We start from the raw sequence: 13,498 nt of genomic DNA on the forward strand, positions 1-13,498 counted from the left end.
TTGCTTTAATGAAAGTAGCTTAATAAAAAGTTCAACTTTTTGGGTTCACTACAAATGCGGTTTTTTTATTTTTGTTCTGCTTTATAGCCGAGCATATTGATAATATCTTTTGGACTACTATATACGGGGCTATATGCGATTTCGATATCTTTAAATTCATCTATCGTCAAATTTCCGATCATAGCTGTAGCTATTATATCGATGCGTTTATCTACACCGACTCTGCCAAAGGCTGAAGCGCGTAATATTTTACGAGATTTCTTATCGAAATAGACATTGATTGAAATTTGTTCTGCACCTGGCATATAACCAGCATGATGCTTTTGTGTTTGTTGAACAATTTCATATTCGAAGTTATCCAGCATATTCGGTGTAATACCCACACTTGCAAATGTAAAATCAAATAATCTAATGATATTTGTACCTAGTAATCCTTTAAACTGTACAGACTGGGATTTTACTATATTATGCGCAATAATGTTTGCCGCACGATGCGCACCCCAGGCAAGTGCTATTTGAGCTGGATAATCAACATGTCGATATTTCGTCTGGATAGCATCACCTAAAGCATAGATATAAGAGATATTCGTTTCAAAATATTCATTAACTTTAGTATGTCCACTATCTGTTAATTTTATGCCACTAGACTGTAAAAATTGTGTATTGGGTTTAATGCCAAGCGCTGTAATAATCATATCAAAATTAAATTCGCGACCTGATTTTAGATGCACAGTTTTGCCTTCCAGCGTATCCACTTCATCATTTAATAATACTTCTACACCGTTAGCTTCAAGTATTTCTGGTATATGTTTTGTCATATCTTCATCGACAGATTTAAGTAGATGTGAACTGCGATGTAACAATGTAATGTTTATGCCGCGATTTTTTAAATTTTCGATGACTTCTAAACCGATGTATCCTCCACCGATGATCAGAATATTTTTCACATTTTCAGAAGTGATAAACCTTTCGATCTTATCAGTATCTTCTAAATTACGGAGCGTAAATACATGATTTCCTTGTAATACTGGTAATTTAATTTGAGTTGCACCAGGTGATAAGATTAAATAATCAAATGTATCAGTAAAAGTACGATCATTTTTAATATCTTTTACAACAATCTCCTTATTTTCAGCTGATACTGAAACAACTTTATGATATGTTTTCACAGTAATTGATTTATTCGTCTTAAATGAAGATTCAGTTGCAGCAATCAGCTTATTGCGAGGTGCAACTTCACCACCTAAATAATAAGGTAAACCACAGTTGGCAAAACTCATATCACGATCTTTTTCATATACAGTAATTTCTGCGTCACTTAATCTTCTGAGTTGAGAGGCTACAGTAGCACCGCCTGCTACTGCGCCTATAACAATAACCTTCATATTTAAAGCCTCTATTCTATATTAAAATAACGTGCTAAGTATTTTCCGATACCGTCTTCGTTGTTTGAATCGGTAATATCATCTGCAATTTCTTTTAAATCATTAATCGCATTACCCATTGCAACACCGGTATTCACAAATTGAATCATTTCATGATCATTATCTTCATCACCAAAAGCAATTGTATTTTCTCTTTTAATGTTAAGATAATCTAGTGCAATTTGAACACCGACAGCTTTATTTATGCCTTTTTTAACAATTTCAATAACCGGGAAAGGAGCCCCCCATCGTCTATGTTCTAAATGCTCAGCATAAACATCATCCAGATGTTTATATATATTAGGTATTTCTTTCTCTTCAGCCTGAATGAGTATTGAAGTAGGTGGTTCTTTAATACTATCTAAAAGATTGCCGACCTGAATTAACGGGTTACCCATACTAAAACCTTCAAATAAATATGCATCATGATAATGAAGATAAACATGATCTTTTACTTCTGCGACGATATTCTGAATATTTAAGTGTGGAATCTTTTCGAATATTTCACGTGCCACTTTAAAGTCTAAAGGCTGATGAAAAGTTTCAAAGTTCATATCTGTAGGATGGTGGACGAAAGCACCATTAAAATTAACGATAGGTGTTGTTAATCCAAGTTCTGTATAATATGTCTGGCTTGCACGATATGGTCGTCCCGTTGAAATCATAAAATGATGACCTAAAGCCTGTACTTTCTTTATTATTTCTTTTGTATAGGGTGTAATCTGTTGATTGCTATTGAGTAAAGTACCGTCTAAATCGAGGCAAATGAGATGTTGTTCCAAAGTAAAAACTCCTTTAATCAGTATGAAAATTTATTAATTTGAAATAAGACTGATATTTGTTATATTAAGATTATAACAAAGAATGAGGTGATATAAATGGAAGAAGCAATGAAAGATAGTATTATGGGTGCATTAGAAAATGTAATTGATCCGGAATTAGGTATAGATATCGTAAATTTAGGACTAGTTTATCACGTTGATATGGATGATGATGGATTAGTAAATGTAGATATGACATTAACATCGATGGGATGTCCGATGGGACCTCAAATTATCGATCAGGTTAAAACTGCTCTAGGAGAATTACCAGAAGTAAAAGATATTGAAGTAAATATCGTCTGGAATCCAGTATGGTCAAAAGACATGATGAGCCGTTACGCTAAAATAGCATTAGGTGTAAGCTAAAAAAAGAGACATATTTCATGTCTCTTTTTTTTTATTCTATCTTACATATATTGATTGGACAATTTTCACAATTAATCTGATCTTTTAAATAGTCAATATGTTTTATAGTAATTCGTTTACCTTGAGTTGTTATGATATTTTTTACCTTCAACTCGCTGATAATTCGGTTGACGCCTTCACGTGTTGTACCCCCAAAGGTAGCTAACTCATTATTCGTCATATCAATATTAAGCTGGATGCCGTCATCAGTAGTGATGCCATAAGTATTCGATAGTCTTATTAGAGTCGAGTATACTGCACCTTTCTTACCCAATGTGTATAAATCTCTTAATTTATATTCCTGCTTAGCATTTTCATTTTGAATCCACAATAACCATTCGTAGTTTAATACTTCGTCATTTAATATAGCATTCTCAAACTGTTCAATATCAAGCTTATAAACAGAGACTTTTGTCTTTGTTTTAGCGAATAGAGAATGTTTTTTTAATCCGCAAAATAAGGTTGTAGAACCAAAGATATTTCTTGGGCCAAGTAATTTCATTGAAAATTCTTTACCATCTTCTAATACACGATGAATAACTACATTTCCACTTTTAATGACATATACTGCATTCGCAGGATCCTCTGCCTGATAAATATATTGATTTTGATCATATGTCTCAAGCTTTCCTTCTTCGGTTATATAATTAATTATACTTATTGCTTCATGGTATTCAGTATGTACCATTTGTATCACCCGTAACTTTATTAGATTTATTATATTATATCATACAAGAAATAATGATTTCTTATAAAATTATTACTTTGTGTTTGATTCGAGGTGGATAATTTGTTTTTTATATGAAATGGTTTTATAATGAAATTATAGTCAAAGATAGTCAAACTTTTTTGAGGTGATTTCATGAATATAGAAAAGATGACATATAACGTACAGGCTGCCTTAGAGTATGCTCAAAATGACGCAGTAGAAGAAAAACTACAGGCGATTGAAGTAGAAAATCTAATGAAACATTTTGTATTGCAAAGTGACAGCATGTTAAATACTGTATTTGAACGCAGTAATTTAGAAATTAAAGCATACGAAAGAATTTTAAATGAAGCGTTAACAAAAATACCTCGAGTAGAGGGTAATATCCAATATGGACAATATTTAAGCAATGGAATTAATCAGTTACTGAATGCATCAGAAAAAAAGATGGATGAAATGGATGATCATTATATTTCTGTAGAACATATTATTTTGGCTGCAATTGAAACGCATGAACCTACAAGATTGTTTGTCGGTAATAAAGCTGAAGTAATACAAGAAATTATTAATCAGATTAGAGGGGGAAACCACGTGACGACACAAAATCCGGAAGTTCAATATGAAGTATTAAAGAAATATGGACGTGATTTAGTAGAGGAAGTAAGAAACGGAAAAATGGATCCTGTAATCGGTCGCGATGAAGAAGTGCGTAATACGATTCGTATATTAAGCCGTAAAACAAAAAATAATCCGATTTTAATTGGTGAACCAGGTGTAGGGAAAACAGCAATTGTAGAAGGATTAGCACAACGTATTGTAAAAAAAGATGTGCCTGATGCATTACTAGATAAAACGATATTTGAACTTGATTTATCAGCACTTGTTGCAGGCGCAAAATTCCGTGGCGAATTTGAAGAACGTTTAAAAGCAGTGTTGAAAGAGGTAAAAGAATCAGACGGTAAAATTTTATTATTCATCGACGAAATCCATATGTTAGTTGGTGCAGGTAAAACAGATGGTGCCATGGATGCAGGTAATATGTTAAAGCCAATGCTCGCGCGCGGGGAGTTACATTGTATCGGTGCAACAACTTTAAATGAATACCGTCAATATATTGAAAAGGATTCAGCTTTAGAACGTCGCTTTCAGAAAGTTAATGTAGCTGAACCAGATTTAGAAGATACAATCTCTATTTTACGTGGTTTAAAGGAACGTTATGAAGTGCATCATGGTGTAAGAATTCAGGATACAGCACTTGTAGCAGCAGCTGAGTTATCAGACCGTTATATTACAGATAGATTCTTACCAGACAAAGCGATTGATCTTGTAGACCAGGCATGTGCTACGATTCGTACTGAAATGGGCTCAAATCCAACTGAACTTGATGCAGTGAATCGTCGTGTGTTACAACTTGAGATTGAAGAAAAAGCATTGAAAAATGAAACAGATAGTAAGAGTCAAAGCCGTTTATCTGAACTACAACGTGAACTTGCAGATGAGAAAGAGAAACAGCAGACTTTACAGGCACGTGTTGAGAAAGAAAAATCTCAAATTAGCGTCGTACAGGAAAAACGAGCTGAGCTTGATAAATATCGTACAGCGCTTGAAGAAGCTCAAAGTAACTACGATTTAGGTAAAGCATCTGAATTACAATATGGTAAGATACCACAAGTTGAGAAAGAATTAGCTGATCTAGAAGATAGTTTAATTGAAGAAACGAAAGGCACTGACCGTTTAATTCGAGAAGTCGTTACTGAAGAAGAAATTGGCTACATTGTGTCTCAGTGGACAGGGATTCCGGTTAGTAAACTTGTAGAAACTGAAAAAGAGAAATTATTAAAATTATCTGAGATTCTACATGAACGTGTAGTTGGTCAGGATGAAGCCGTTGATTTAGTAGCAGATGCAGTTGTCCGTGCACGTGCAGGAATTAAAGATCCAAATCGTCCCATCGGTAGTTTCTTATTCTTAGGACCAACGGGGGTCGGTAAAACTGAACTTGCTAAAACGTTAGCCAGCACTTTATTCGATTCTGAAAAACATATGGTACGTATCGATATGAGTGAATATATGGAGAAACATGCTGTGTCACGTTTGATTGGTGCACCTCCTGGCTATGTTGGTCACGAAGAAGGTGGACAATTAACGGAAGCGGTTCGAAGAAATCCTTATACTGTGCTTTTATTAGATGAAATTGAAAAAGCACATAGCGATGTATTTAATGTATTATTACAGTTATTAGATGAAGGCCGTTTAACAGATTCTAAAGGAAGAATCGTTGATTTTAAAAATACAATCATCATTATGACAAGTAACATCGGATCACAATATTTATTAGACGGTATTGAAAATGAAGAAATTACAGAAACAGCAAGAACAAATGTGATGGATGCATTACATTTACACTTTAAACCTGAAATATTAAACCGTATGGATGATATTGTATTATTTAAACCATTGAGTAGAAATGATATGACGTTTATTGTTGATAAAATAGTGCGTGAATTAAATACGCGTTTAGATAGTCGTGGTGTAAAAGTTGAATTAACGGATGAAATCAAGAAATGGATTGCCGACACAGCGTATGAGCCACAGTTTGGAGCAAGACCATTGAAACGATTCGTTCAAAAAGAAATCGAAACACCGTTAGCAAGATTATTGATTAAAGAAGATTATTCAGAAGGATCAGTAATTAAAGTAGATCGCATTAATGATGAAGTTAAATTTATGGTATAAAAAAACGAGACAGATGTCTCGTTTTTTAATGCTCTTCGTGTGCTGGAATAGGCTCATTCGGAATTACGTGTGCAATAATAATTGCTAAAATACCAAAAATTACACTAATAATTGTTGCGAATGGTAAGTTTAAGTCATTACCGCCTGCTAAACTCATTAAAACGAAGTTTGCCATTTGAACAAGAATAAATGCCCAAACGAATGTCATAATATATTGCATATGTTTATCCCCCATGAAAGATGTTATATTAATTATTATAAAAGAGTGTACGTCAATTGTATACCCCTGACATTGAAAGGAACTAAAAATGAAAAAATTTCTTGTTTTTCTTGTAGTGCTTATAACGGTGCTTGGTACAATTGTTTATTATAAAATACCAAAATATAGTGAAATAAATAGTGTTGGTTTTATTTTCCCGGAATCAATCAATGATCAGACTTGGGGGACAGAAGGATATAAGGCAGTATTAGACATTGTTCAGGATTATGATACAAACTTCTATATTCAGGAAAATATTGATGATGAAGAAAAAACTAAACTTGTACTGAATGAATTTCTTGATAGAGATGTTTCTATTATTTATGGGCAAGGTTCTATGTATGAGAAAATTTTTAATGAATATGCAAAAAAATATCCTGATGTTCATTTTGTTTTTACAAATGGGATAAGTAAACATAAAAATGTTTCTGCACTTAATATCGAAGCATATAGTATGGGATTTTTTGCCGGGTACTTAGCCAGCCATGAATCAAAGACTCATCAAATTGGTGTAATAGGAGCTTTTGATTATCAGCCTGAAATTAAGGGATTTATGGACGGTGCATACTATGAAAATAAAAAGACTATCATTCAGGCTTCTTTTGTAAAGACGTGGGAGTATAATAATGATGTTGGTGTCATTACAAAGAAAATGATAGAAAATGACGTCGATGTTTTTTATCCGGCTGCCGACGGTATTAATAGTGAAGTTATGGGGATTGTTAAAGAATATGATCGTAAAGCAATCGGATATATAACTGACCAGAGCTATCTAGGTGACTTTGTTCTGGCAAGTACTGAGCAGGATATTTCGAAGTTGTATCAGGATATTGCAAGAGAATACTCGGAAGGTAGACTAATAGGCGGAACTAAATACTATGGCATGAAAGATAATATTACTAGCGTACATGGTTATTCGCCATTAGTTACATCAAGTACAATTGAAAAAATGGATAAACTGATTGAGGAATATAAGAAAACAGGTAAACTACCAAATGGTAAAAAAGTACCTGAAAATAACGTGAATGTATATCTCGAAAGTGATACTGAAAAACAAAGGACTTCTATTTGAAGTTCTTAATTTTTTATGTTAAATTAGTACCAGATACTAAAAGTAGATATAAGAGGTGCATCACATGAATGTAGGTATAAGAGGAATCGGGGTTTATATCCCTGAAAAAATAGTAACCAATGAACATTTTGAAAGTTACTTGGATACTTCAGATGAATGGATTTCAAAAATGACAGGTATAAAAGAAAGAAGATTTGCAAGAGCTGACCAGGATGTAAGTGATTTAGCATTCATTGCATGTGAAAATGCAATTAAAAATGCTAAAATAAATAAAGAAGATATAGATATGGTTATTGTAGCAACTGCAACAGGCGATCATAAATTCCCTTCTGTAGCAACGATGCTTCAGGATAAACTTGGATTAAGAAATGTTCCCGCAATGGATCAACTCGCAGCATGTACAGGCTTTATCTATAGTTTAATTACAGCAGAACAATTCATTAAAACAGGGTTATGTAAAAATATTTTAGTGGTAGGCGCAGAAAAGTTAACTAAAATTGCAGATTTAAATGATCGTAATACAGCAATTTTATTTGGAGATGGGGCTGCAGCTGTCATTGTGAGTGAAGTTGCTGAAGGATATGGCTTCCTATCACATGAATGGGGAAGCGATGGTTCTGGCGGTAAATATTTATTTGATAATAAGGAAACAGGATTACTTGAAATGAACGGTCGTGAAGTATTTAAATTTGCTGTACGTGTTATGGGTGATGTTTCATTGAAGTCAGTTGAGAAAGCGGGTCTAAACTCAGAAGAAATTGATATATTTATTCCACATCAGGCAAATATACGTATTATGGAATCAGCACGTGAACGTTTAGGGATACCTCCAGAGAAAATGAGTGTTACTGTTGATCGATATGGTAATACATCAGCAGCTAGTATACCACTTTCATTATTCCATGAATTAGAACAAGGGAAGATTAAGAACGGTTCTAAATTAGTTTTTGTTGGATTTGGTGGAGGTCTGACTTATGGTGCTATGACATTAATTTGGGGAGATAAGGAGAGAAAATAATGAAAAATAGAGTTGTAATTACTGGAATTGGTGCACTAAGCCCAATCGGTAATGATGCACATACTACATTTGAAAATGCTGTGAAAGGCGTTAACGGCATAGCGCCTATTACACGTATTGAGCATGATGATATGGCAGTGAAAGTAGCGGGTGAATTGAAGGATTTCAATATTGAAGATCATATGCCTCTAAAAGAAGCACGTCGAATGGATCGATTTACGCAATATGCGGTGGTCGCAGCACGTGAAGCATTAAATGATTCGAAACTAGAAATTACTGATGACAATAGTGATCGTATTGGCGTTTGGATTGGATCAGGCATTGGTGGTATCGAGTCTTTTGAAACTGCACATCAAACTTTAGTTGATAAAGGACCAAGACGTGTTAGTCCGTTCTTTGTACCGATGTTAATTCCTGATATGGCTGCTGGACAAGTATCTATCGATTTAGGTGCAAAGGGACCAAATGGATGTACTGTTACAGCATGTGCAACTGGAACAAATTCTATCGGTGATGCTACTAGAATGATACAATATGGAGATGCAGATGTAATGATAGCAGGTGGTACTGAAGCACCAATCACACGTTTAAGTATCGCTGGTTTTACATCTAATCGTGCACTCAGTACAAATCCAGATCCAAAAACAGCATGTCGTCCATATCAGGAAGGACGTGATGGGTTTGTTATGGGTGAAGGGGCAGGTGTCGTCGTACTAGAAAATTTAGACCTTGCATTAGCGCGCGGCGCTCATATATACGCAGAAGTTGTAGGTTACGGTAATAATGGAGATGCACATCATATTACAGCACCAGCACCGAATGGTGAAGGTGGAGTGCGTACGATGAAGATGGCACTTAAAGATGCTGGTATAGAAGCAGATAAAATCGACTATTTAAATGCACATGGTACGAGTACACCGATTGGTGATGAGTATGAAGCCTTAGCAATCCAGACAACATTCGGAGAATATGCAGAAAATCTATTAGTATCTTCGACAAAATCAATGACGGGTCATCTATTAGGTGCAACAGGTGCAATCGAAACAATTATTACAGCACTTTCTATTGAAACAGGAAAGATTGCACCAACGATCCATCAGGAAGATGAACATGCATTTGGATTGAATTTTGTACCGAATAAAAGCGTTGAACGCGACATTGAATACGCGATGACAAACAGTTTAGGATTTGGTGGTCATAACGCAGTATTAATCTTAAAAAAATATAGTGAATAGGAAAAAGTGAGAAATTAATTTTTCTCACTTTTTTCTTGTGTTAACAAATGTTAATTTTTATAATATGGATGAGGTGAATATATGTTTATTAAAGCACATCATCCAGACAGTTATTATCAATATTTACTTGCAGTAGAAGATAGAATAACATTACAGGAAAATGATCGCATCAACCTATATAGATATAAGATGGGAGTAGCTGGAGAAAGAATGTTTTACGAGCTTTTAAAAATTATACTTGAAGGTATAAAAATCTGGGACATTACTTTGGAAAATAACGGGTCATCACAATATGACTTTATTATAGTAGTTGATAAAGTGATCTATCATTTTGACGTTAAGAACTTTAGTGGTGTGTATACATATAAAAATGATAATTTCATTAGTGAAAATGGACGGAATTATAAAAATATTATGGCACAACTCGATGCGGCACATGACAGACTCATTAGAATTGTGGAGTTAAACAATTGGGGATATAAAGTGGAAAGTAAAATAATATTTATTAATAAACAATTTTCTATTCGAAATTATGATGGTAATCCATTGATACTCTTTCATAATCAAATCGATAGTTTTATTCAGTATTTATTAAAAAGTAAAACATATAAGAAAGATCTATACGTAGCAGAAAAACTTGTTGAATTAAATAATCCGAAAGCATTTGAAAGGATATATTATTATCCGTTCGAAAAGATGAAATCAGGTCCACGTTGTCCAAAATGTCTGCAATTTAATAAGGTAGAAGTTTTGAACAAATATAAAACTGTATCATGTGCATGCGGACATACGTATGAGAAATCAGAGATGCTGCACAACATAATTGATGATCTCTTTCATATTAATCAAGGTATTATTAAGACTAAAGACGTAGTTTATTGGAGCGGCGTACCAGAGAGAAGTGTGCGAAGGTTTTTAAAACAGAATTATCATTCTCAAGGGAGCAATAAAAATAGGAGTTATAAAAAGAATAATGGCCGATAAATCGAAAATATCGGCCATGAAATCTCAAAACTAGTTCAAATCCCAGAATGATGGGCGATAAATCGAAAATTTCGGCCATGAAATCGTAAAACAAGTTCAAATCCCAGAATGATGGCCGATAAATTAAAAATATCGGCCATGAAATCTCAAAACAAGTTCAAATCCCAGAAATAATGGCCGATAAATTAAAAATATCGGCCATGAAATCTCAAAACTAGTCCAAATCCAAGAATGATGGCCGATAAACTAAAAATATCGGCCATGAAATCTCAAAACTAGTCCAAATCCAAAAATGATGGCCGATAAACTAAAAATATCGGCCATGAAATCTCAAAACTAGTCCAAATCCAAAAATGATGGCCGATAAACTAAAAATATCGGCCATCAACTTCATCATCAATATTCTACACCATGCTATACATAGCAATTAAACTTATAATCACTAATCCAAGCGATACAAATAAAATCGGGTTAGTCCACATGTACTTTTCCTGTCTGATGTGCAATTTTTTATTGAAGTCTGGATCTTCATCCATTGTTTCTTTAATTCTTTTAGGTGCCATCATGTAATTAAACTTTCTAAAGGAATGGCCCATAATACTATATGCCCCGTCACTATACATCATCATAAATAATCCGATACATAACCCTATCATTGAAACGGTAAAGGTACCGTTTAAAAAATTTAATAAATTCAGTCCGCTAAATAATGCATAAATAATAGCTAAACCTGCTTCTATCACAAAAATAATAATGTAATTTTTCACAATTATTCCTCCTATATTAACTTTATTTATTATATCCTTATTTTCATAAAATGCATATAAAATGTTATAAAAATGAATAATCATTATACAATATAATATAAAACTCGATTATTACGACAATACAATAATTTTTATATACAAAAATACGTATAAATATACCTTTCGTTTAACGCTTTAGTGCACTATACATGTATAAAAAGTATTAAAAATATTAAGAAAAATGTATAAAAAGTTATTGCTATTTATTTACTATAACATTTATAATAAAGTTAATCTTCTGAAAATTAACAGAGGCATTTTTAGAAATGGGGGAAAGAAATGAAAAGACAGGTAAAATCTTTATTAGTTTTATTTCTAGCAATTACTATGGTACTTGCTGCATGTTCAGGTAAAAAAGGTGGCTCTGGTGATACTACTGGTGGCGACGATAAAACATTACGTTTAGTTGCTTCAAGTGATATCCCAACAATGGACTCATCTTTAGCAACTGATGCTGTATCATTCAATGTATATAACCAAACGATTGAAGGTCTATATACATTAGATAAAGATGACAAAGCGGTTCCTGCAATTGCTAAAGGTGAACCAAAAATTTCAGCTGACGGTAAAAAATGGACAGTAGAATTACGCGATGATGCAAAATGGACAAATGGTGATCCTGTTACAGCTAAAGACTTCGTATTTGCTTGGCAACGTGCATTAGATCCAAAAACAGCTGCAGAATATGCTTACATCATGTACGACTTAAAAAATGCAGAAGCTGTTAATACAGGTAAAATGAAACCTTCTGAATTAGGTGTTAAAGCAGTTAATGATACAACTTTAGAATTTGAATTAGAAAAATCTAAGCCTTATTTCAAAGAATTATTAGCATTCGGTACTTTCTTACCTCAAAACGAAAAATTCGTTAAAGAAAAAGGCGAAAAATACGGTACAACAGAAAAAGATACATTATATAATGGTCCTTTCGTATTAAGCGAATGGAAAACTGAAGACAAATTTACTTTAACGAAAAATGATAAATACTATGACAAAGATAAAGTAAAATTAGATAAAATTACTTACAAAGTTTTAAAAGATGCTAACTCAGGTGTTAACTTATTTACAACAGGTAAAATTGATCGTGTCGGTTTACCTGCAGAATTTATCGATAAATACAAAAATGATAAAAACTATTCTACAGAATTAGATGCTTCAACATTCTTCATTAGAATGAACCAAACAAAAAATAAAGATTTACAAAACAAAGATTTACGTATGGCTTTAGCGAAATCTATCGATAAAGAAAAATACGTTAAAAACAACTTAAATAATGGTTCTGTAGCAATTGACACATTAATGCCAAAAGACTTTGTTAAAGACAAAGCAGGTAAAGACTATGTTGATGGTGTTAAATCTCCATTAAACTACGATGCAAAAGCAGCAAAAGCTTCTTATGCAAAAGCGAAAAAAGCTTTAGGTAAAGATAAGTTCACTTTTGAATTCTTAACATTCGACCAAGAGTCTTCTAAGAAAGATGCTGAATACTTTAAAGAACAAATTGAATCAACTTTACCAGGTGTAACATTAAAAATTAAACAACAGCCATTCAAACAAAAATTAGATTTAGAATCTAAAGGTAACTATGAATTATCATTAGGTGGTTGGGGTCCTGACTATCCAGATCCAATGACTTTCTTAGATATGTTTGTAACTGACGGTCCACATAACCAAACTGGCTGGTCTTCAAAAACGTATGACAAAGCAATTGAAGAAGCGAATGGTCCATTATTAACAGATGTTGAAAAACGTTGGACGACATTACAAAAAGCAGAAACTGAATTCTTAAATGATGCAGTAATTATTCCAATCTATCAACGTGGTGGCGCATTCTTAACGCAACCATACGTGAAAAACATTGTTTCTCATAAATTTGCTGGAGATTATTCATTCAAAGAAACTGAAATTAAGAAATAGTATCTTGAAACCAATTTAGAAGGAAGGATATGCAACTTATATCCTTCTTTTTAAATAAATAAAAAAAGTTGTATGAATTATGAGAAAATTTAGTTATTATAGTATTAGAGCA

At 33.3% G+C, this 13,498-nt stretch carries 12 protein-coding genes; 7 read left to right on the forward strand and 5 right to left on the reverse strand.

Going from position 1 to position 13,498, the window contains the following annotated elements; genetic code table 11:
* Positions 1 to 65: 65 nt before the first annotated feature.
* Both JJJ02_RS06525 and JJJ02_RS06530 read right to left on the reverse strand, forming a co-directional pair.
* Positions 66 to 1,385, reverse strand: a complete 1,320-nt coding sequence (locus tag JJJ02_RS06525; RefSeq protein ID WP_240838104.1) for a CoA-disulfide reductase — start codon at positions 1,383 to 1,385, stop codon at positions 66 to 68.
* A gap of 11 nt (positions 1,386 to 1,396) precedes the next feature.
* The gene (locus JJJ02_RS06530; RefSeq protein WP_240838106.1) at positions 1,397 to 2,206 is read right to left on the reverse strand and encodes a Cof-type HAD-IIB family hydrolase; all 810 of its coding nucleotides are present in this window, start codon (positions 2,204 to 2,206) and stop codon (positions 1,397 to 1,399) included.
* 96 nt (positions 2,207 to 2,302) lie between these two features.
* Between JJJ02_RS06530 and JJJ02_RS06535 the strand changes: the two genes are divergently transcribed.
* Positions 2,303 to 2,611 (forward strand): metal-sulfur cluster assembly factor, encoded by a 309-nt coding sequence (locus JJJ02_RS06535; protein WP_096077000.1) that lies wholly within the window; start codon positions 2,303 to 2,305, stop codon positions 2,609 to 2,611.
* 31 nt (positions 2,612 to 2,642) lie between these two features.
* On the opposite strand, the gene JJJ02_RS06540 is transcribed toward JJJ02_RS06535, so the two are convergent.
* On the reverse strand, positions 2,643 to 3,338 hold the full coding sequence (locus JJJ02_RS06540) for a Crp/Fnr family transcriptional regulator (protein ID WP_239242290.1): 696 nt from the start codon (positions 3,336 to 3,338) through the stop codon (positions 2,643 to 2,645).
* Positions 3,339 to 3,512: 174 nt separating this feature from the next.
* Between JJJ02_RS06540 and clpB the strand changes: the two genes are divergently transcribed.
* Entirely contained in the window at positions 3,513 to 6,095 is a 2,583-nt protein-coding gene (gene clpB, locus JJJ02_RS06545; protein WP_239242289.1) for an ATP-dependent chaperone ClpB, read from the forward strand.
* Between the two features lie 25 nt (positions 6,096 to 6,120).
* Here clpB and JJJ02_RS06550 read toward each other — a convergent pair whose 3' ends face one another.
* Positions 6,121 to 6,315, reverse strand: a complete 195-nt coding sequence (locus JJJ02_RS06550; RefSeq protein WP_111745895.1) for a YjzD family protein — start codon at positions 6,313 to 6,315, stop codon at positions 6,121 to 6,123.
* Positions 6,316 to 6,403: 88 nt separating this feature from the next.
* On the opposite strand from JJJ02_RS06550, the gene JJJ02_RS06555 reads away from it, so the two are divergent.
* The 4 genes from JJJ02_RS06555 to JJJ02_RS06570 all read left to right on the forward strand — a co-directional run bounded on the left by JJJ02_RS06555 (position 6,404) and on the right by JJJ02_RS06570 (position 10,663).
* Positions 6,404 to 7,426 (forward strand): BMP family ABC transporter substrate-binding protein, encoded by a 1,023-nt coding sequence (locus tag JJJ02_RS06555; RefSeq protein WP_239242288.1) that lies wholly within the window; start codon positions 6,404 to 6,406, stop codon positions 7,424 to 7,426.
* Positions 7,427 to 7,490: 64 nt separating this feature from the next.
* The gene (locus JJJ02_RS06560; protein ID WP_239242287.1) at positions 7,491 to 8,444 is read left to right on the forward strand and encodes a beta-ketoacyl-ACP synthase III; all 954 of its coding nucleotides are present in this window, start codon (positions 7,491 to 7,493) and stop codon (positions 8,442 to 8,444) included.
* Positions 8,444 to 9,679: a beta-ketoacyl-ACP synthase II gene (fabF, locus tag JJJ02_RS06565; protein ID WP_239242286.1), complete on the forward strand. Its 1,236-nt coding sequence runs from the start codon at positions 8,444 to 8,446 to the stop codon at positions 9,677 to 9,679. The genes JJJ02_RS06560 and fabF overlap by 1 nt, the downstream gene beginning before the upstream one ends.
* An 81-nt stretch (positions 9,680 to 9,760) precedes the next feature.
* A complete protein-coding gene (locus JJJ02_RS06570) occupies positions 9,761 to 10,663 on the forward strand; it encodes a nuclease-related domain-containing protein (protein WP_240838108.1) in 903 nt (300 codons plus the stop codon).
* A 404-nt stretch (positions 10,664 to 11,067) separates the two neighbouring features.
* Here the strand turns inward: JJJ02_RS06570 and JJJ02_RS06575 are convergent, their stop codons facing one another.
* Positions 11,068 to 11,430 (reverse strand): DUF3899 domain-containing protein, encoded by a 363-nt coding sequence (locus JJJ02_RS06575; RefSeq protein WP_239242284.1) that lies wholly within the window; start codon positions 11,428 to 11,430, stop codon positions 11,068 to 11,070.
* Between the two features lie 318 nt (positions 11,431 to 11,748).
* Here JJJ02_RS06575 and JJJ02_RS06580 point away from each other — a divergent pair, with 318 nt between their 5' ends.
* A complete protein-coding gene (locus JJJ02_RS06580; RefSeq protein ID WP_240838110.1) occupies positions 11,749 to 13,386 on the forward strand; it encodes a peptide ABC transporter substrate-binding protein in 1,638 nt (545 codons plus the stop codon).
* Positions 13,387 to 13,498 lie beyond the last annotated feature (112 nt).

Source organism: Macrococcus sp. PK (assembly GCF_022501545.1).
GTDB classification, from domain to species: domain Bacteria; phylum Bacillota; class Bacilli; order Staphylococcales; family Staphylococcaceae; genus Macrococcoides; species Macrococcoides epidermidis.